The 18,641-nt window shown below is 46.6% G+C and carries 15 protein-coding genes, 1 pseudogene and 3 riboswitches; of the genes and pseudogenes, 8 read left to right on the top strand and 8 right to left on the bottom strand.

Features of this window, described 5'->3' with window-relative positions; genetic code table 11:
• Positions 1 to 60: 60 nt before the first annotated feature.
• Positions 61 to 162: riboswitch (guanidine-I (ykkC/yxkD leader) on the bottom strand.
• A gap of 346 nt (positions 163 to 508) precedes the next feature.
• Positions 509 to 1,048, top strand: coding sequence for a DUF4352 domain-containing protein (locus C5I45_RS01050; protein ID WP_119834765.1), 540 nt, complete (start codon positions 509 to 511; stop codon positions 1,046 to 1,048).
• 46 nt (positions 1,049 to 1,094) lie between these two features.
• Here C5I45_RS01050 and galE read toward each other — a convergent pair whose 3' ends face one another.
• Entirely contained in the window at positions 1,095 to 2,111 is a 1,017-nt protein-coding gene (gene galE / locus C5I45_RS01045) for a UDP-glucose 4-epimerase GalE (protein ID WP_003150811.1), read from the bottom strand.
• Positions 2,112 to 2,321: 210 nt separating this feature from the next.
• Here galE and pepT point away from each other — a divergent pair, with 210 nt between their 5' ends.
• The 4 genes from pepT to C5I45_RS01030 all read left to right on the top strand — a co-directional run bounded on the left by pepT (position 2,322) and on the right by C5I45_RS01030 (position 6,262).
• On the top strand, positions 2,322 to 3,554 hold the full coding sequence (gene pepT, locus C5I45_RS01040; RefSeq protein WP_003150810.1) for a peptidase T: 1,233 nt from the start codon (positions 2,322 to 2,324) through the stop codon (positions 3,552 to 3,554).
• Between the two features lie 576 nt (positions 3,555 to 4,130).
• Positions 4,131 to 4,298, top strand: coding sequence for a hypothetical protein (locus C5I45_RS19710; protein ID WP_003150808.1), 168 nt, complete (start codon positions 4,131 to 4,133; stop codon positions 4,296 to 4,298).
• Between the two features lie 101 nt (positions 4,299 to 4,399).
• Positions 4,400 to 4,876, top strand: coding sequence for an LURP-one-related/scramblase family protein (locus C5I45_RS01035; RefSeq protein WP_003150780.1), 477 nt, complete (start codon positions 4,400 to 4,402; stop codon positions 4,874 to 4,876).
• An 84-nt stretch (positions 4,877 to 4,960) separates the two neighbouring features.
• Positions 4,961 to 5,047, top strand: a riboswitch (SAM riboswitch).
• Positions 5,048 to 5,125: 78 nt separating this feature from the next.
• Positions 5,126 to 6,262: a 5-methyltetrahydropteroyltriglutamate--homocysteine S-methyltransferase gene (locus C5I45_RS01030; protein WP_107994174.1), complete on the top strand. Its 1,137-nt coding sequence runs from the start codon at positions 5,126 to 5,128 to the stop codon at positions 6,260 to 6,262.
• A 33-nt stretch (positions 6,263 to 6,295) separates the two neighbouring features.
• Here C5I45_RS01030 and C5I45_RS01025 read toward each other — a convergent pair whose 3' ends face one another.
• On the bottom strand, positions 6,296 to 7,177 hold the full coding sequence (locus tag C5I45_RS01025) for a methyltransferase domain-containing protein (protein ID WP_021734073.1): 882 nt from the start codon (positions 7,175 to 7,177) through the stop codon (positions 6,296 to 6,298).
• A gap of 362 nt (positions 7,178 to 7,539) precedes the next feature.
• Positions 7,540 to 7,640: riboswitch (purine riboswitch) on the top strand.
• A gap of 139 nt (positions 7,641 to 7,779) precedes the next feature.
• Here C5I45_RS01025 and C5I45_RS01020 point away from each other — a divergent pair.
• Entirely contained in the window at positions 7,780 to 8,973 is a 1,194-nt protein-coding gene (locus C5I45_RS01020; RefSeq protein WP_044052787.1) for a NupC/NupG family nucleoside CNT transporter, read from the top strand.
• A gap of 47 nt (positions 8,974 to 9,020) precedes the next feature.
• On the opposite strand, the gene C5I45_RS01015 is transcribed toward C5I45_RS01020, so the two are convergent.
• From C5I45_RS01015 to C5I45_RS01005, 3 genes are all read right to left on the bottom strand, one after another.
• Positions 9,021 to 9,695, bottom strand: coding sequence for a DUF3298 and DUF4163 domain-containing protein (locus C5I45_RS01015; protein WP_003150773.1), 675 nt, complete (start codon positions 9,693 to 9,695; stop codon positions 9,021 to 9,023).
• 139 nt (positions 9,696 to 9,834) lie between these two features.
• Positions 9,835 to 10,083 (bottom strand): hypothetical protein, encoded by a 249-nt coding sequence (locus C5I45_RS01010; RefSeq protein WP_046376745.1) that lies wholly within the window; start codon positions 10,081 to 10,083, stop codon positions 9,835 to 9,837.
• A 286-nt stretch (positions 10,084 to 10,369) separates the two neighbouring features.
• A complete protein-coding gene (locus tag C5I45_RS01005) occupies positions 10,370 to 12,421 on the bottom strand; it encodes a catalase (protein WP_107994173.1) in 2,052 nt (683 codons plus the stop codon).
• A 199-nt stretch (positions 12,422 to 12,620) separates the two neighbouring features.
• Here C5I45_RS01005 and citH point away from each other — a divergent pair, with 199 nt between their 5' ends.
• Positions 12,621 to 13,901 (top strand): citrate transporter CitH, encoded by a 1,281-nt coding sequence (gene citH, locus C5I45_RS01000; RefSeq protein ID WP_024085972.1) that lies wholly within the window; start codon positions 12,621 to 12,623, stop codon positions 13,899 to 13,901.
• A gap of 41 nt (positions 13,902 to 13,942) precedes the next feature.
• Here the strand turns inward: citH and bglS are convergent, their stop codons facing one another.
• Both bglS and licT read right to left on the bottom strand, forming a co-directional pair.
• Positions 13,943 to 14,674: a beta-glucanase gene (gene bglS / locus C5I45_RS00995; protein WP_003150769.1), complete on the bottom strand. Its 732-nt coding sequence runs from the start codon at positions 14,672 to 14,674 to the stop codon at positions 13,943 to 13,945.
• 247 nt (positions 14,675 to 14,921) lie between these two features.
• A pseudogene (gene licT, locus C5I45_RS00990) lies at positions 14,922 to 15,729 on the bottom strand (BglG family transcription antiterminator LicT).
• A 171-nt stretch (positions 15,730 to 15,900) separates the two neighbouring features.
• Between licT and C5I45_RS00985 the strand changes: the two are divergent.
• Positions 15,901 to 17,151: an MFS transporter gene (locus C5I45_RS00985; protein WP_107994580.1), complete on the top strand. Its 1,251-nt coding sequence runs from the start codon at positions 15,901 to 15,903 to the stop codon at positions 17,149 to 17,151.
• Between the two features lie 31 nt (positions 17,152 to 17,182).
• Here C5I45_RS00985 and C5I45_RS00980 read toward each other — a convergent pair whose 3' ends face one another.
• Positions 17,183 to 18,622 (bottom strand): DEAD/DEAH box helicase, encoded by a 1,440-nt coding sequence (locus C5I45_RS00980; RefSeq protein WP_003150760.1) that lies wholly within the window; start codon positions 18,620 to 18,622, stop codon positions 17,183 to 17,185.
• Positions 18,623 to 18,641: the final 19 nt, after the last annotated feature.

Raw genomic sequence — 18,641 nt, 5'->3', positions numbered from 1 at the left:
CACTCCCTTTTTTATAAAATCAAAAAAGCCCGGGAGAGCACTCTTCATTAAAAGAGCAGAAACTCCCGGGCTTTTATCCCAACGTGTCACAGCAGGAACCTGCTGTGTGTTTTCTCTCGGTCCAGACCAATTCAGCATTGCGGAACCCTAGAAAACCACTGTTTTTTATGTTCAGTTTTTATATTATCTTTCAAGATTATACGGGAAATCACGAACATGTTCAACCACTCTTTTTTCATTAAACCTATGGAAAATGCGAACGATCTGCCGATACTAAAAAGGACCTTAAAATACATGACTAAAAAATCATTAAAATACTTTTTTTCTCAAAATATTATTGACTATAGGTTATTTTACAGGCATTATAGTATGTAGTTTTTAAGAAATAGTTTACATAGGAGGAAATATTATGGCAGGCAACCTGGTGTCTTGTAAGGCATGCGGCAAAGAAATCGCTAAAGGCGTTAAAAAATGCCCAAACTGCGGTAAAGATCAGAGAAACTTTTTCATGAGACATAAAATCATCACATTGCTTCTGGCAGTGGTGGTTATTATCATTCTCGTAAACATCGGCGGCGGAGGCGGTTCTTCGTCATCTAAAACTGCGTCTTCAAAAGCTGCGGAATCTAAAGAAAAACTGTATAACATCGGTGACACTGTTAAGACTGAGAAAACTGAAGTTACTGTTACGAAAGTGGAAAAAAGAGATTCAGTAGGCTCTCAATTTGTCGAGAAAAAAGCGTCTGACGGCGGCGTTATCGTAGCTGTTCAATACACGGTTAAAAATGTTTCAAACAAGCCGTTAAGCTCTTTCTCCATTCCAAGAGCGAAATTAGTAGATTCTAAAGGAACATCTTATGATTCAGATATTGATGCTTCTTCAAGCTATGCAACAGAAACAAAAGTAGACAACAGTAAAATTTTAAGTGACTTGAACCCGAACATTAAAGTGACTGACGTAAAAGCTTTTGAAGTGGATAAAAACGCATACTCTAAAGGCACTTGGAAATTAAAGTTCAGCAACGATGTTGAAGTGAAAATTAAATAATCATCATAACAAAAGAGACCCTCATCATTTGAAGGTCTCTTTCTTTTTACACCTTTTGGTACCCGTTCACATTGGAGGACTGCCACTTCCAAGAGTCGGCGCACATTTCTTCAAGCCCGCGCTTTGCTTCCCAGCCTAATTCAGCCTTCGCTTTTGCCGGGTCTGCGAAGCATGCGGCGATGTCTCCCGGGCGCCGGTCGGCAAAACGGTACGGCACTTCTTTTCCTGATACTTTTTCAAACGCCTTGACCATCTCCAGAACGCTGTAGCCTCTTCCTGTGCCGAGATTATAGGCGTCGGCGCCCGTTGTGTTCAGCACCTTTTCGAGCGCTTTGACATGGCCCTCGGCAAGGTCAACGACATGGATGTAATCCCGCACGCCGGTGCCGTCCTTTGTCGGATAATCATTGCCGAACACCTGCAATCGCTCAAGCTTGCCCACAGCGACTTGTGCGACGTACGGCATTAAATTATTCGGGATGCCGTTCGGGTCTTCTCCGATCCGGCCGCTCGGGTGCGCGCCGAACGGATTAAAGTAGCGGAGCAGCGCAATGCTCCATTCAGAGTCCGCATTATGCAGATCGCGTAAAATCTGTTCCAGCATCAGCTTTGTCTGCCCGTAAGGATTGGTGGCGCTTAAAGGAAAATCCTCAGTGATCGGCGTTGTTTCCGGAACGCCGTAAACCGTCGCTGAAGAACTGAAGACGATTTTTTTCACACCGTGTGCCTGCATGGCTTCACATAAAATAAACGTTCCCGTCAGATTATTATGATAATAACGGAGCGGAACAGCCACAGACTCACCGACGGCTTTTAATCCCGCAAAATGAATGACGGCTTCAATCTCATTTTCAGCAAACACCCGGTGAACGGCGGCACGGTCAAGGAGATCCGCTTCATAAAACACAAGCCCTTTTCCGGTAATGTCTTTCACACGCTCCAATGCTTCCGGTGAACTGTTTGACAGATTATCCAGAACCACGATGTCATAGCCGCCGTTTAACAGCTCGACACATGTGTGGCTTCCGATATAACCCGCTCCGCCTGTCACTAAAATCGCCATGAAGAAAGCCTCCCCTATTGAATGAATTGACCATATTATATCGGTTTTTTCTTCCTCAATCATCCATTTCCAAAAAGTTTAATCGTTTAGTCATCGTTTCTTCATAATTTATTTTCATTCGCGTAAAAAACAGAGCCCTCGATTCAAACGGGTTGTGAAATAGAAATCCCTCCCCCGCGCATGGTAAGATAAGACAAAGGAGATGACGGTATGAAAAATGAAATCATTGAACGCTTTACCTCTTACGTAAAAGTCGATACACAGTCTGACGAAAACAATGAAAACTGCCCTTCAACCCCCGGCCAGCTGACATTGGCCAACATGCTGGCAGATGAATTAAAGTCGATCGGCATGACAGAAATTACAGTCGATGACAACGGGTACGTCATGGCGACTCTGCCGGCGAATACGGATAAAGACGTGCCGACTGTCGGTTTTCTGGCTCACGTGGATACCGCGACCGATTTTACCGGAAAAAATGTGAATCCTCAGATTATTGAAAGCTACGACGGGCATGATATCGTTCTGAATGACAAACTCAATGTCGTCCTGTCGCCTGAGCAATTCCCGGAACTTTCCCGCTATAAAGGCCAGACGCTGATTACAACAGACGGCACGACGCTGCTCGGAGCCGACAACAAAGCGGGCATTGCCGAAATCATGACGGCAATGGCGTACTTGATCAAACATCCGGACATCAAGCACGGAACGATCCGGGTCGCGTTCACGCCTGATGAAGAAATCGGCAGAGGCCCTCACAAATTCGATGTCGGCCGCTTCAACGCCGCGTTCGCCTACACGATAGACGGAGGCCCCCTCGGCGAACTGCAATATGAAAGCTTTAACGCAGCCGCCGCAAAGCTTACTTGTTACGGAAAAAGCGTCCACCCGGGAACGGCGAAAAACAAAATGGTCAACGCTTCAAAAATCGCGATGGAATTTCATCACGCGCTGCCGAAAGAAGAAGCGCCGGAATATACGGAAGGGTATGAAGGCTTCTATCATTTACTTTCCATGGACGGAGACGTTTCTGAAGCCGCCCTGTCGTACATCATCAGAGATTTTGACAGAGACCGCTTCGCAGAACGAAAAGAATATATGCAGAAAACCGCCGATGCGCTGGCGGCCAAATACGGCAAGGAAAGCATCAAGCTTGAACTGCGTGATCAATATTACAACATGAGAGAAAAAATCGAACCGGTCAAAGAGATAGTCGATGTCGCGTATCAAGCCATGAAAAACCTCGACATCGAACCGATTATCGAACCGATCCGGGGCGGAACCGACGGCTCACAGCTCTCTTACATGGGACTGCCGACACCGAACATTTTCACGGGCGGCCAAAACTTCCACGGAAAATATGAATACATTTCCGTCGATCATATGGAAAAGGCGGTAAACGTCATTGTTGAAATCGCCAGGCTCTTTGAAGAGCGCGCTTAAAACCAAAGCCCCCTGCTTTGGTTTTTTTCTTTCACATGAAACCTTTCCTTCTTTCTTTCCGTATATAAGGTATGAAATGGAAAGAAGGAGTGAAGACTATGGCAAGAGGGACTGTAGCGAAAGAATTGAAAAAAACCTTAAAAGACCCGCGTGTACTGGAGACAAAATCAAACCCTTTTAAAAAACTGCGGAAAATGTTCAAACGATTTTTTTAAGATAACATCTCGTTTTCTTTAAAAAAATAAAGAAAGCGCTGTCAACTCGCAGTCATCTGTTAGAAGCAGTTATTTTGCATATCATAAGGTTTTTTAGGGTACTGAATAACACAAGGCAAACGAAAACACCGAAGTAGTTAATTAGACACTGTCAAAAAATAGTAACAAAGTTATATAAACGATCATCATTCATCAGCCGATACAATCTATAGAACCACAACAAGAGCAAAATTTCTTCAACCCATAGTTATTTTTACGGAAAATGACGTTATTTTTTAAAAAAGTGACAATTGTTTGAATACTTTTCGTTTGTTTTTTCGTACAATAATAATACCAAAACTTTTTTTGGGAGGTATGTAAAATGATGCTACTTATTTTCGCTGCTTTGACAGGGTATCTTGTTTTCTCTTTCAGTAAGGACAACCGCCGGAAAACGCCAAAGACAAGCCCGCTGGTGACAGCTGCCGACACGAATAACATCATTGATTTAAATGCGATCCGTCAAAAACGCCGGATGCCGCTATCATAAAAACGACAGCTGCCGCAAAATCGGCAGCCTTTTTTTATGCCCCGGCCGATATGAAACCTTCCGCCTCCTTTTTTCGTACAACATAAAAAAGGAGTTTTTTTATGTACCATTTTTACATCAAAGAGCGAATGTTTACGTTTAAGAATCGTTTTCAAGTGTTTCTTGAAAGCGGAAAAGAAGTCTACAATGTTGAAGGAAAGCTGTTTTCATTCGGTGATGAACTGAAGCTGACTGATTTGGACGGCCGCACGCTCGCCAGCGTCAATCAGAAACTGATGTCGCTCGTTCCCCGTTACGAGATTTCCGTCAGCGGCAAACCCGTCTGCCAAGTCATCAAGAAAGTCACGTTTTTCAAACCGAAATTTGAAATTTCCGGACTCGGCTGGAATCTTACCGGCGATGTGTGGGGCCGGAATTTTCAAGTGACAGACGGAAAATCAAACCGGATGACCGTCACCAAATCATGGATGAGCTGGGGCGATTCCTATCATTTGCAGATTGAAAAGGAAGAGGATATTGCTCTTTGTCTTGCGATCGCCATCGTGATAGATATGATTCTATTTGAGGGTGACAAATAAAAATATTTATCGAAATATATTGACAATATGAGAAAACATACTAAGATTAAGAGTATTACAGTTTATTCTGAAAAATAGCATATTTCCTTATCAAGAGAGGTGGAGGGACTGGCCCTATGATACCCGGCAACCGCTGTTCAGCAGAATGGTGCTAAATCCTGAAGATAAGGTTGAGATTTGCGGACGCAAGCTCTTCCCTATCCGAGGGAAGAGTTTTTTTATATTTCATCAGGAAAGAAGGAATCGTTCATGTCACAGCAAAACACAGAACAACCATCGCATACTCTTCTAAGAAAAAACCCGCCGTTTCGCGCGGATCAGGTCGGAAGCCTGCTGCGGCCGGCGGCTGTGAAGCAAGCCCGCCTGCAAAGAGGGGCGGGTGAGATTTCGGCAGAACAGCTGCGCGAAATCGAAAACAGAGAAATCATCCGCAGCGTGGAAAAGCAGAAAGAAACCGGCCTCAATGTCGTGACTGACGGCGAATTCCGCCGTGCCTGGTGGCATTTTGATTTTCTCGAAAATTTAGACGGGGTTGAGGCATTTACGCCTGAAAGCGGCATTCAGTTTCACAACGTACAGACGAAAGCGCGCGGCATTAAAGTAACGGGAGATATTGATTTTTCTCAGCATCCGATGCTCGAAGATTATAAATTCCTGCACAGCATTGCCGGCGATGCTGTTCCGAAAATGACCATCCCAAGTCCGAATATGCTGTTTTTCCGCGGAAAATTGGAAAAAGCGGCCTACCAGAATGATTACAAACAATTTCAGCACGATGTGTCAAAAGCGTATAAAAAAGCGATTCAGGCTTTCTATGACGCCGGGTGCCGCTACCTTCAGCTTGATGACACCGCATGGGCCGTTTTCTTATCTGAAGCGGGGCTTCGTCAGATTGAAGATTTCGGCACAACGCCGGATGAGCTGCGCAAGCTGTTTGCCGCTTCCATTAATGACGCGATCAAGGACCGCCCTGACGATCTGAAGGTTACGATGCATATCTGCCGCGGCAACTTCCAATCCACATGGACGGCTGAAGGCGGCTATGATGCAGCGGCTGAAACGATTTTTGACGGGCTTGACCTTGACGGATTGTTCCTGGAATATGATGATTCCCGCTCCGGCGGCTTTGAACCGCTCCGCTATGTCAAACGCTCTGATCTTCAGCTTGTGCTTGGATTGATTACATCAAAACATGGCGAACTTGAAGACAAGGACGCGATTAAACGCCGGATTGAAGAAGCTTCACAATATGTCAGCCTGGATCAGCTTTGCCTCAGCCCGCAATGCGGATTCGCCTCCACTGAGGAAGGAAACCTGATCACAGAAGAACAGCAATGGGCGAAACTGCGTCATGTCGTCAGCATTGCCGGTGAAGTCTGGAAATAAAAAAAAGACACGCGATCAGCGTGTCTTTTCTGTTTACAGAGGACCGGTTCCGATTAAAATATCGATATCTATCGTAATATCCGCCGCTTTTCGGCTGATAAACCGCCGGATGCTTTCATCAGTACATTTCCATGTTAAGGGCGTCATTTTCACAAGCCGCTCGAGGTCAGGCTGCGATAAGGTCTTCGTGTAACACAGCCGTTTGCGCTCAAAGGTTTGAAAGCCTGCTTGGAATCGTCCGGCCGCAGAATCGGCGGTGTCATTCCGCCGAGGACTGTCTCCGAAGAAGAATTCCCTTACTTCCTTCAAATAATCACGCCGCGGCACCGCTTTAATGACTGTGCCGCCCTTTCGTAAAAGCCTGCTGCATTCCTTGTAATTCCAAGGTGATAAAACAGACATCACGACATCAAAACAGCTGTCGGCAAACGGCGCATCCGCCACATCAGCGACGGCAAAAACCAAATGATCCCCGAAGGCCTTTGCGGCATGCAGCACACCTTCTTTCGAGAGATCAATGCCGATTCCCGTCACGGAAAAAGCGGGCTGAAGCCATTTGCATACGGCGGCTAAATGAGTACCTTCTCCGCATCCCGCATCCAATATCGCCGCCGTTGTTTGCGGAGATTGAATGCGGCTGATGATGGCGGCGATCTCCTTTTGAACCGGGACAAAAAATTCCCGGCTGTCAAAAAGAGCGCGTCTCGCTTCGAACAGCCGCCTGTCATAGCGGGTTTTGACCGATTTATTGAGGAAATTCACATATCCTTGCTTTGATATATCAAATGTATGCCCGTGTCCGCACATCAAGCTTTTGTATTGTGAAACCGCCATGGCCGAACTGCATAGCGGACACCTGAATACTGACTGGCATGATTGCAGTAATTCCGCGCGTTTTCTTTTTATAGACGTCAATAAAAACACCTCATTCATTCGTTATTCCGATGAAATGAAAAAGGCATAGACAAATAAACCTCGCAAAATTGGAAGTTTAACCTATTTATCTATACCTCTCATTATCTGTAACGAATGAACTGAATGATCATGAAAATGACCCCTTTTCTGCCGTCTTTTGAAGGCGGTGCCCTCAGATCCATTTTATCAGCTGCATCCCGTCTTTACAATGAACCGGAACTATTTTTCGGGGGCTTTTATACCTTTATTATCCAATTACTTGTGAACATCCTTTATTTTCTTTATTTATAATATAAATTTATTATTTTGAAAATATCTAAAAAGGTTGATTTTCAAAAATTGAAACGATAAAATACTGCTATCTCATGTAATATCGTTATTCTTGTATATGATCAGTAATATGGTCTGATTGTTTCTACCTAGTGCCGTAAAAGACTAGACTACAAGAAAGTTTGCATAAATTTGAACGAGTGAAAAGCATATGATGCTGTCAGTCTATTCTTTTCTTTTGGCTCTTATTTATCACACTTTCTGGCTTTCAGGAATTTGTGACGAATAAGAGCTTTTTTTATTTCCATAATACCCTTATAGGAGTTGCTCACATGTACTTTTTATTGAACATTGTCGGTCTCATTGTTGTCATGGCTGTTGTTTTCTTATGCTCTCCCAACAAGAAGAAGATTAAATGGCGTCCGATTGTCATGCTCCTCGTCTTTGAGTTTCTGATTACTTGGTTTATGTTAGGGACAAAAGTCGGCGGCTTTGTCATCGGGAAGATCGGCGCGTTCTTTACATGGCTGATTTCCTGCGCCAGTCAAGGGATTGCGTTCGCCTTTCCGTCTGTCATGGCGAACCCGACGGTTGATTTTTTCTTCAGCGCATTGCTGCCGATTATCTTCGTCGTGACCTTCTTTGATATGCTGTCGTATTTCGGTATTCTGCCGTGGCTCATTGATAAAATCGGCTGGGTGATTTCTAAAATATCCCGTCTGCCGAAGCTGGAGAGCTTTTTCTCCATCCAGATGATGTTTTTAGGAAATACGGAAGCTTTAGCCGTCATCCGCCAGCAGCTTGCCGCCGTCAGCAACAATCGGCTTCTGACATTCGGGCTGATGAGCATGAGCAGCATCAGCGGTTCGATCATCGGATCGTACTTGACGATGGTTCCGTCCACTTATGTGTTTACAGCCATCCCGCTGAATTGCTTAAACGCGCTTTTAATCGCCAATATGCTGAATCCCGTGGACGTTTCTAAAGAGGATGATATTATTTACGTTCCTTCAAAAGCGGAGAAAAAAGACTTCTTCTCCACGATTTCTAACAGTATGCTTGTCGGCATGAACATGGTCATTGTCATTTTAGCGATGGTAATCGGCTATGTGGCGTTAACGGCTGCGTTAAACGGCGTACTCGGACTGTTCATGCACGGTTTGACCATTCAAAAGATTTTCTCATACATCTTCAGTCCGTTTGCCTTCCTTCTCGGATTAGGCGTACATGACGCGATGTATGTCGCACAGCTGATGGGCATCAAGCTCGCGACGAATGAATTTGTGGCAATGGCCGATCTGAAAGGGCAGCTGAAATCACTTCCGCCGCACACGATTGCCGTGGCTACGACATTCCTGACATCATTCGCAAACTTCAGCACCATCGGTATGATCTACGGATCTTATCAATCTCTGCTTGATGGTGAAAAATCAGCCATCATCGGGAAAAACGTCTGGAAGCTGCTTGTCAGCGGAATTGCCGTTTCCTTATTGAGCGCGGCGATTGTCGGATTGTTTGTCTGGTAAAAGAAAAAAAGCGATACCGCTCCGTTTTGGAGTGATATCGCTTTTTTTTATTGATAGACGGATGCAGGCACGAAAACGTCCCGGATTCCTGCCGCGTACGGTCCGAGATCATATTGTCCGAACACAACGGCAATGCCGTTTTTCGTAAAGAAGAAAGGTCTTTCGTTATTGAGGATGATCTCTTGTTTTTTGACGTCCTGGTCAAACAGATCGTTATGTTTCTTAATGTAGCCGTAAAGATAGTCTCTCGTTTTGTTGGCTTTCGTTTTTGTATTCAGCACATCATTGAGTGTGACCCGTTTTTTTGCGGCCAGGTCGTAATTAAAGGTCTGAACGGCTGTCAGCCCGTGTGCGCCGCCTGTGTAACTGTAGTTTTCCGTCTGAATGCTGAGCTTGCCGCCTTGATTATACTTCACCTTGAAATCTGCCTGGTATTCCGCTTTGTAGCCTTGTTTTTCACCGTCTTTTTTGTTTTTTACATATTCTTTGTACGAGTTTTCAATATAGCGTTTGAAGTCCTGATTGATTTTCTTTTCAAAAGATGCATTTCCCGTATTTGTGACCTCGGGGTACGTCAGCTGCTTTACATGCTTATACGTCTGGCTTTTGACGACGGGCTTTGCGGTTTGCGCGGCCTCTGCTGAAGGCGCGAAACCTCCGAACGGCGCGGCTGTCAGCACGGTTAAGAGCACGGCCGCCATCATTTTGAATGCTTTTTTCATCACAACTCCTCCTTTTCATTACCGTTCCCTTTTTGAAAACGGTTTACACTCTATAGACAGCGCAGATCAGCAAATTGTTTCTGGGCCTTCTTTCACATTTTCTCCATGAAAAAAGAGACATGGATAATCCACGCCTCTTTTACCGTGAAGGTCTTTGCGCAATGGCTTCATAAACGGCTTCCGCCAAATCGGAGTTGCCGAACATCTCCAAAACGCCGATGACGGTTTGATCAGGAATCGGTTCTGATTCCTCCTTCGGCACGACAAGCTCTTCAGCCGTTTTTCGCAGCTCTTTGTTTAAAGGCTGTCCGGGGTAAGCTTTGCTGTAAATGGCCATCGGATCAAGGTCATGATTGACGCACCATTGGGCAAACACCAAAATCATCATGTTTTCGTCACGCCGGTAATATTCTTCGAGTTGTTTTTCGGTAAACGGCTTCACTATCAATCGCTCCTCCAGAAAATCTATCCCTAAGATACACAAACACAGAGCGGAAGTAAACCAAAGAGGGTGAAACATATTATTTCATCAACCCGCCTGCTTTAAATAATGCAATGCCCTGACTGTCCCGGACAGCGGAAGGTACGGATTTGCACGGAAGCAATTTCGTTTTCTCTCAATATTCTTTCACAAGAAAAAAGCGCCCCTCTCATAAAAAGGCGCTTTTTCATTCTTATATGTTTCTGTCCCAATGCCGATGCTCAGCCACGGCTTTCAGAAATTGTTCATGGTTTCCGTCCGGAACAAGACCGGGGCCGCTTTCGGTTCCGGCGGCGAGGGCGAGAAGTTCTTTTCCTTCACCGGAGGCGCCGATCGCTTTGTAATGGCTGAAAGCTTCGTTGACGAAGTCTCTGGCCGATTTTTGGGCTTTGAGGCTGTCTGTGCTTTGTTTTCCGCCCGGAATGAAAACAGCGTCGTACAGGACGGAATCCGCTGTCAGGAACGTGGCTGACGCTTCGAGCTCCGTGCCGTTTTCTCCCTTGACGGTTCCAAGCACAGGACTGATGATATCGGCTCTGACTCCCGCCTGTTTGCACGCGTCAAGCACTTGTTTGACTTTCTCATCAGAAAACCCGTGGTCGGTTAAAACCGCAACCTGCCTTGTCGCTGCCGTCTTCACCGTGTTTTCCTGGCTTAAGGCCGGGGAAGTGAACGTTTCATCAGATTCACGGTCCTTCGGCGGCGGGTTCACCCCGATTCCTTTCGCAACACGCTCGGCAAGACCGGCGTCGACGTGACTGAAGACATCAACCACCTGCTGCTGCACATCCTTGCTGTTCACTTTTCCGACTTCAAAACAGAACGCGGAGATGATATGTTCTTTCTCGGCGGGAGACATGCTGTTCCAGAACATCTTGGCCTGAGAAAAATAGTCATTGAAGCTCTCACTGCGCTGGCGGATTTTTCTGCCTTCTACTTTTTCCTGGTAATGAACGTATCCGCCTTCTTCTTCTGAGGCCGGCGACGGATCATTGTTCTGCAGGGAATTTTTATGATAGGCGACAGGGCCCTTATTAATCGTCATCCGGTGATAGCCGTCGTATTGGTTGTTATGGAACGGGCAGACCGGCCGATTGATCGGAATCTCGTGAAAATTCGGCCCGCCAAGACGGATGAGCTGTGTATCTGTATAAGAGAAAAGCCGGCCTTGAAGAAGCGGATCATTGGTGAAATCAATGCCCGGCACGACATTTCCCGGGTGAAAGGCGACCTGTTCCGTTTCCGCAAAGACATTGTCCTGATTGCGGTCGAGGGTCATTTTTCCGATCAGCTTGACGGGAACCAACTCCTCCGGCCACAGCTTCGTCGGATCAAGGATATCGAAATCAAACTTAAATTCATCTTCTTCGTCAATCATCTGAACACCGAGCTCATACTCGACTTTGCCGCCGTTTTCAATCGTTTCCCACAGGTCGCGGCGGTTGAAATCGGGATCTTTCCCGGCAATTTTCTGCGCTTCATCCCATACGAGGGAATGAACGCCGAGCACGGGTTTCCAGTGGAATTTGACAAAGCGCGCTTTTCCTTTCTCGTTGACGAAACGGAACGTATGCACACCGAAGCCCTCCATCATCCGATAGCTTCGCGTGATGCCGCGGTCAGACATCGTCCACATGACCATGTGCGCGGATTCAGGATTGTTTGCGACAAAATCCCAGAACGTATCATGAGCCGTCGCAGCCTGCGGCATTTCATTGTGCGGTTCCGGTTTTATGGCGTGAACGAGATCCGGGAATTTGATCGCGTCCTGAATGAAGAACACCGGAATATTGTTTCCGACGAGGTCATAGTTCCCTTCTTCAGTATAAAACTTCGTCGCAAATCCCCTGGCGTCACGGACGGTGTCGGCTGACCCCTTGGAGCCTGCCACTGTTGAGAAACGGACGAAAACAGGTGTTTTGACAGACGGGTCCTGCAAAAATTTCGCCCGTGTATATTCCGTCATCGGTTCGTACACCTGAAAATGCCCATGAACGCCGTACCCGCGTGCATGAACAACCCGTTCCGGAATCCGCTCGTGGTCAAAGTGCGTCATTTTTTCACGAAAATGAAAATCCTCCATCAGCGTGGGGCCGCGGACGCCCGCTTTTAAAGAATGCTCATCCTCAGACACGCGAAGCCCCTGATTGGTCGTCATTTTTTTGCCGCTGTTATCAGATCGGTACTGCTCCAGCTGTTCGTCCTTTGAGTGTTCATTTACTCGTTTGTTTTGATCATCACTCATGTCAGTTCCCCCTTCTAAAACGAAACATTCTACAGCACATTTACCCGCGGCGTTCTTCAAATAAACTGCTGATCCGCTCATTAGGATTTTAGGTCTGTATTTACGTATGCGGTCATACACATTTTGAAATAAGCCATTTTCACAGAAACAAAATGTGAAAGCGCTTACAAAACAGCTGTTGAACAGGGGAGGTCATATCATGCTTGCCATACTCGGTTTTGTGATGATGATTGTTTTTATGTACCTTATTATGTCTAACCGGCTTTCCGCACTTATTGCTTTGATTGTCGTTCCTGTTATGTTTGCCCTGATCAGCGGATTTGGCAAAGATCTTGGCGGGATGATGATTCAGGGTGTTACAGACCTCGCTCCTACCGGGATTATGCTGTTATTCGCCATCCTGTATTTCGGCATTATGATCGACTCAGGCCTGTTTGATCCTCTCATTGCCAAAATCTTATCGTTTGTCAAAGGAGATCCGTTAAAAATCGCCGTAGGCACAGCGGTTCTGACGATGACCATTTCGCTGGACGGAGATGGGACAACAACGTATATGATTACGATTGCGGCAATGCTGCCCCTTTACAAACGGCTCGGCATGAACCGTTTGGTGCTGGCGGGGATTGCGATGCTCGGTTCGGGCGTCATGAATATTATTCCGTGGGGCGGACCGACGGCGAGGGTTTTGGCTTCCTTGAAATTGGACACGTCAGAAGTTTTTACGCCGCTGATTCCCGCTATGATCGCCGGCGTTCTCTGGGTGATCGCCGTTGCTTATCTCCTTGGAAAAAAAGAACGGAAGCGTCTCGGCATCATTTCGATTGAACACGCGCCGTCTTCTGATCCGGAGGCGGCGCCGCTGAAGCGTCCCGCTCTCCAGTGGTTTAACCTGCTGCTGACTGTCGCTCTGATGGCCGCGCTGATCACCAGCCTGCTTCCCATCCCTGTTCTTTTTATGATCGCGTTCGCCATCGCCTTGATGATCAACTATCCAAATGTCAAAGAGCAGCAGAAACGGATTTCGGCGCATGCGGGTAATGCGTTAAACGTTGTCTCAATGGTGTTTGCGGCAGGCATATTTACAGGCATTCTCTCAGGCACAAAAATGGTCGATGCGATGGCGCATTCTCTCGTTTCCCTCATCCCTGATGCCATGGGTCCGCATCTGCCGTTGATCACGGCGATTGCCAGCATGCCTTTCACCTTTTTCATGTCGAATGACGCCTTTTACTTCGGTGTCCTTCCCATCATCGCCGAAGCCGCTTCCGCTTACGGAATAGATGCCGCTGAAATCGGAAGGGCCTCCTTGCTGGGACAGCCGGTGCATCTGCTCAGCCCGCTTGTGCCTTCCACCTATCTATTGGTCGGAATGGCAGGCGTCAGCTTTGGCGACCATCAAAAATTCACTATTAAATGGGCCGTGGGAACAACGATTGTAATGACCATTGCGGCGCTTTTGATTGGGATTATTTCGTTTTAATTAAAAAAGGATTTCCGCTGGCGGAAATCCTTTTCTGTACATTATTTTTTTGTATAGCGCACCCAGTCATAATGAGCGTATAGCGGATTTACACCATTGTAGGAACCGAGCCAGTCATCGACACCTATCCCATTCCACAAGTTCATCATGATCTTTCCCGGTGTTGTCGGGATTTGGCTTGTCGCAGTATGTTTTAATTGCCCATCGACATACCATTTAATAGAGTTCGGCTGCCAATCGAACGCATACGTATGATAGGCATTGGCCGCGTCAAATCCGAGATCCGCAACCTTCTCATGGTTTCCCGCGCCATTTGTATAATAATTAAATTGAACCTTTGTCGTGTCTTTTCCTAAAAATTCGATATCAATCTCATCCCAAGGGGTACCATCCGTTGGACCTGTATAAGTGAAGAACGATGAAACGATCCCCGTGTTTTTAGCCGGTTTCATTCTGACTTCATAAAGTCCATAGCCATAGGTTTGAGCGGAGCGGTTCTCCCCGCAGTCAAACTTGTTATAAGACGGGCTTGTCAGCGCCAAACGCATTTCACCTGATGACGTCACAGATACGTTATTTGCACGCCAAGTGCAGTTAAACATATCTCCATTGGAGTAACCATTTGCTTTTTGCCAGAAACCGGAGTTATAGCTGTTAAAAGGTTCAAAAAACGATCCGCCTGTTTGAGCTGATGCAGCAGAAGTGATCGCACACAAACTCAAAAACAATCCAGTGACAAGAATGAGCAGCACTCGTTTCATACGATAAAACATGTCGGCATTCCCCTTTCTTTGAGAGCAATTTCTTTATCGATCATACATGATTCTGTTAAAAGGGAACATCGGTCAGAATAATGATAATAACGAATCTTAAAAAAACCTAAATTACCATCAGCACAAACAGAAATGATCCGCGCTCATTGTAATTTAGGTTTTGCATGCTTATCAGCAACAATCCTAACAAGATCATATGTGAATGTAAGAAAAAATGAATCCAAGAACAATAATGCCAACGCTTTCATTATGCTTGTTTGACTACCCTTTCTATGTGAATCGTTAAATACAGCAGCTCGTCACTGGTGAGCTTGTGCTCATACGCCCTCTCAATGCAAGTTTGGATTTTCTTCGTGCATTCATACGCCCGGCGGTATTTTTCTCCAGCAAAAAGTCGATGTGTGCCGTTAAAAAGACGCTGCGCGAAAAACTTTAAGTGGGTGACAAACCGATAATAGTGAAGCGATTCTTCGTTGAATTCAATCTTAAAATGGTATTTTACGATACTCAAAATCTCTTGCATGACTTTTGTAATGCTGATGATATTGGGCATCTCCTCATTCAGCTCGGCATTTACAATATGCAGCGCAATAAAACCTGCTTCATCCTCCGGCAGAGACACGCCAGTCTTGTTTTTCACCATGGCCAACGCTTGTTTGCCGATTGCAAATTCGTCTTTGTAGAGCCGCTTCGTTTCCCACAGCAAGGCGTTTTTGATATCCAGCCCTTTCTTATTGCGCTGAATGGCAAAGTTAATATGGTCGGTCAGCGACACATAGATGCTGTCGTTGAGCTTTTTGCCAAGCTGTAATTTCGCATAGCTGATAATCTCCTCGGATACTTCCATACACTCGATCGGAATATCATACAAAAGGGTTTTGAACTTCGGATACATCTTTGTTATCGAGGGTGAGCACTTTCTCAATGCGGGCTTCATCTGCCGGATCTCCCGTTTTCTTTTGAAAAGCAATGCCCCGGCCCATGATGACCAATTCCTGATTGCCTTCTTTGAGCACACTGACGACATTATTATTAATGACTTTCGCAATCTTCAATTCCGTCTCCCTCCCGCCTGACCATTTACCTGCTACACCTTGATTGTACATCCTTTTTGTACCAGGTCAATATCTCCAGGTCAATCAGAAAACGCCGTTCAGAAATCATTGTCCAACGATGAGGCAGAGGCGCATATAATGCAGAGAACCGGTTTTTGGGAAGGAGCGTGTGTGATGAAACGGTTTTCGAAAGAAGAAAGCAGCTGGATGCTGTATGATTGGGCCAATTCAGCTTATTCGGTCATTATTATGACGTCGGTGTTCCCCTTGTTTTTTAAAGCGGCGGCGGCGGAAAACGGCGTCAGCGCAGCTGATTCCACCGCTTATTTGGGCTATACGATTGCCGCCGCGACTTTTATTTTGGCGATGCTCAGCCCCGTCTTAGGAACGATTGCCGACTACAAAGGATGCAAGAAACGGTTTTTTGCCTTCTTTTTTCTGATCGGTGTGGCGGGCACCGCCGCGCTGGCTTTGATTCCCGGCGAATCTTGGATGCTGTTATTAATTTGTTATACGATTTCCACGATCGGCTTTGCCGGATCTAATGTGTTTTATGATGCGTTTCTCGTTGATGTGGCCGCAAAGGAGCGGATGAATATGGTGTCCGCCAGGGGGTTTGGACTGGGCTATATCGGCAGTACAATCCCTTTTCTCCTGAGCATTGCCGTGATTCTGTCAGCACAAGCGGAGGTGATTCCGCTGTCCGCCCAGACTGCGGGCCGCATTGCCTTTTTAATTACGGCGGCATGGTGGGGGCTGTTTTCGATTCCGCTCCTTCTCCGCATCCGCCAGCGCTATTATATCGAGAGGGAGCCGCGGCTTGTGATCAGCAGTTTTATACGGCTGGCCGGCACGCTGAAGCAGATCAGGAAGCACCGGGCGCTGTTTTTGTTTCTGCTCGCCTATTTCTTCTACATCGACGGGGTCGGCACCATCATTACGATGTCCACGTCATACGGGGCTGACCTCGGTATCAGCGCGGCAAATCTGCTGATTGTTTTATTTGTCACTCAGGTCGTCGCCGCCCCTTTTTCAATTTTGTACGGGCGGCTGGCCGAACGGTTTAAGGGAAAAACAATGCTTTATGCCGGCATCGGCGTGTATATGATTGTCTGCACGTATGCTTATTTTATGGATTCCGCTTTTGATTTCTGGGTTTTGGCTATGCTTGTCGCCACTTCCCAAGGCGGTATTCAGGCGCTGAGCCGCTCTTACTTTGCCAAGCTTGTCCCCAAACAGCACGCCAATGAGTTTTTCGGCTTTTATAATATCTTCGGCAAGTTCGCTTCGATTATCGGCCCGCTTTTGATTGCCGTGACCGCTCAGCTGACCGGAAATTCGTCAGCGGCCGTGTTCAGCCTGATTTTGTTATTTGTGATCGGCATTGCCATCCTTGCGTTTGTGCCTGAGGAAACGGCGTAAAAAAAGCCTGCACGCGGCAGGCTTTCTTTTTTTATTTCTTGGCTTTATGGACTTTCAGTTTTTTGCCTTTGACCGTCGCATTTTTCATGATATCAAGAACGTGCGGGCCTTTTCCGTTCAGAATTTCGACGTACGATGCGTTGTCCAGAATCGTGATAATCCCGATATCATCGGCTGAAACGCCGTCGATTTTCGCGATCGTCCCGACAAAATCGACCGCTCTGAGTTTTTTCTTTTTCCCTCCGTTAAAATACAGTTTCATGATGTCTTTGTTTAACTGTTCGCTTTTGTCTGTTTTGACATCGGGGCGGGCGTTCAATTTTTCCGCAAATGCCGCTTTCCGTTCCGCTGTTTCTTTCTCCGACGGCGCTTCCCGCTTTTGGATGCGGAAACCGATATATGTCTCAATGTCATTCAGAAACCGCGATTCAGCCGGCGTCACAAACGTAACGGCCCGTCCGCGGTGTCCGGCGCGGCCCGTTCTGCCTGTGCGGTGCACATAGCTTTCTTTTTCAAGCGGAATATCATAATTGATGACGAGGCTGATGTTTTCGATATCAATTCCTCTGGCGGCAACGTCGGTCGCAATGAGATAGCGGAACTCGCCGCGCTTGAATTCATTCATGACGTCAAAGCGGTCTTCCTGCACCATTCCGCCGTGAATTTTATCGCAAGGGTAGCCCAGCCTGTCCAGCTCATCGGTTAACTGGATAACTCTTTCTTTTGTCCGGCAGAATATGATGCAGCTGTCCGGGTTTTCGGTGATCAGGACATCACGCAGCAAAGATGATTTATCCTCTTCTTCTGTTCTGGTGACAAAATGCTCAATGTCTTTTGTCGTCAGGCCTTCCGCTTTTACTTCAATCAATTCAGGGTCTTTCATATATGTGCGGCTCAGCTTCTCGACGTCATCCGGCAGCGTCGCTGAAAACAACATGGTGACTCTGTTTTTCGGCAGATGCTGAATGATGGCTTCCACCTGTTCAATAAATCCCATATTCAGCATTTCATCCGCTTCGTCAATCACCACATACGCCAGCCGTTCAAGCGGCAGCGTCCCTTTTTCTATGTGATCAAGCACACGTCCCGGCGTTCCGGCAACGACGTGGCTTTTTTGCTTCAGTTCGGTTTTCTGTTTGTCAAAAGAAGCTTTTCCGAAAACCGCCGTGGCTTTTATCCGTTTGAAACGGCCGATATTCGTGATATCTTCTTTAATCTGCGCCGCAAGCTCGCGGGTCGGCGTTAAAATCAGGGCCTGCGGTTTGTTTTCCTCCCATTCCGCAAGCTCGCAGATCGGAATGCCGAAAGCTGCGGTTTTGCCGCTGCCCGTCTGCGATTTGACAACGAGGTCTTTTTTTTGCAGCGCGGCGGGGATGACGCGCCGCTGCACTTCAGTCGGCTCGGTGTATTGCAAGCCATTCAGCGCCCGTCGGATCTCGGGGCTGATCGCATATTCATTAAACTCATTCATGACTAAACTCCTTCTCTGT

Origin of the sequence: Bacillus sp. ZY-1-1 (assembly GCF_003047165.1) — a bacterium.
Lineage (GTDB): Bacteria > Bacillota > Bacilli > Bacillales > Bacillaceae > Bacillus > Bacillus velezensis.
Note: the sequence above shows the minus strand (reverse complement) of the source record. Positions and strands in the feature narration are given on the sequence as shown.

Coding starts and splice junctions, on each gene's coding strand:
- C5I45_RS00980 (WP_003150760.1), bottom strand. CDS start 18,622: ATGAATGAGTTTAATGAATATGCGATCAGCCCCGAGATCCGACGGGCG.
- C5I45_RS01035 (WP_003150780.1), top strand. CDS start 4,400: ATGTACCATTTTTACATCAAAGAGCGAATGTTTACGTTTAAGAATCGT.
- C5I45_RS01030 (WP_107994174.1), top strand. CDS start 5,126: ATGTCACAGCAAAACACAGAACAACCATCGCATACTCTTCTAAGAAAA.
- bglS (WP_003150769.1), bottom strand. CDS start 14,674: ATGTTTTATCGTATGAAACGAGTGCTGCTCATTCTTGTCACTGGATTG.
- pepT (WP_003150810.1), top strand. CDS start 2,322: ATGAAAAATGAAATCATTGAACGCTTTACCTCTTACGTAAAAGTCGAT.
- C5I45_RS01010 (WP_046376745.1), bottom strand. CDS start 10,083: ATGATGATTTTGGTGTTTGCCCAATGGTGCGTCAATCATGACCTTGAT.
- galE (WP_003150811.1), bottom strand. CDS start 2,111: ATGGCGATTTTAGTGACAGGCGGAGCGGGTTATATCGGAAGCCACACA.
- C5I45_RS01015 (WP_003150773.1), bottom strand. CDS start 9,695: ATGAAAAAAGCATTCAAAATGATGGCGGCCGTGCTCTTAACCGTGCTG.
- C5I45_RS19710 (WP_003150808.1), top strand. CDS start 4,131: ATGATGCTACTTATTTTCGCTGCTTTGACAGGGTATCTTGTTTTCTCT.
- citH (WP_024085972.1), top strand. CDS start 12,621: ATGCTTGCCATACTCGGTTTTGTGATGATGATTGTTTTTATGTACCTT.
- C5I45_RS01005 (WP_107994173.1), bottom strand. CDS start 12,421: ATGAGTGATGATCAAAACAAACGAGTAAATGAACACTCAAAGGACGAA.
- C5I45_RS01020 (WP_044052787.1), top strand. CDS start 7,780: ATGTACTTTTTATTGAACATTGTCGGTCTCATTGTTGTCATGGCTGTT.
- C5I45_RS01050 (WP_119834765.1), top strand. CDS start 509: ATGAGACATAAAATCATCACATTGCTTCTGGCAGTGGTGGTTATTATC.